The organism is Halobellus sp. Atlit-38R, from assembly GCF_003665925.1.
Taxonomy (GTDB): Archaea; Halobacteriota; Halobacteria; order Halobacteriales; family Haloferacaceae; genus Haloquadratum; species Haloquadratum inordinatus.
The window spans coordinates 1-608 of the sequence record NZ_QXIJ01000129.1 but is presented as its reverse complement, the minus strand read 5'-3'; the positions used below and the strand labels follow the sequence as shown (position 1 = coordinate 608).

1 protein-coding gene is annotated in these 608 nt (G+C 65.3%); it reads right to left on the bottom strand.

Going from position 1 to position 608, the window contains the following annotated elements; translation table 11 throughout:
* Positions 1-103: 103 nt before the first annotated feature.
* Positions 104-608, bottom strand: a 505-nt coding sequence (locus D3D02_RS18495; protein ID WP_147435725.1) for an amidohydrolase family protein, incomplete at its 5' end; no start/stop codon positions are given.

Genomic DNA, 608 nt, shown 5'->3' with positions numbered 1-608 from the left:
GTGCGCCGTCGCTGTCGGTCGGCACCGCTGGCTCCTGTGCTGCGTTACTCATTCACACGTCGAATGAGACCAGACGGTGAAAAGCCTGTCCCTCCCGGCGGTCTCAGGCGTCCCAGTCCGGCAGTTCCCGGTTGATGTACTCGCCGTGGCCCGGCTCGGAGACGATTTCGCCGTCGTCAGCGATGAGTTCGCCGCGGACGAACGTCTTTTTCACGCGACCGGTGACCTCTCGGCCCTCGTAGATGGAGAAGTCGGCGTTCGAGGCGTTGTCCTCGTCAGTAATCGTGTACGTCTCCTCGGGGTCGAACAGAATCACGTCCGCGTCCGTGCCAGGGTCCAGAGTGCCTTTGTCCGACATCCCGAAGATGCGCGCGGGGTTCCGGCTCATCACGCGGACGAGGAACGGGTACGAGAAGTCGCGCTCGTTGACCGCCTCGTCGTGGAACACCGGGAGGCTGACCTGCACGCCGTTCGCGCCGAACGGGCCCTCCCACCACGGCCGGTCGACCTTGTCGGCGCGCTTCGAGGCGACGTGGTCCGTCGAGACGACGCTCAGCACGCCGCGGCGGAGGTATTCGAACATCGCCTCCACGTCGTCTTCCTTGCGG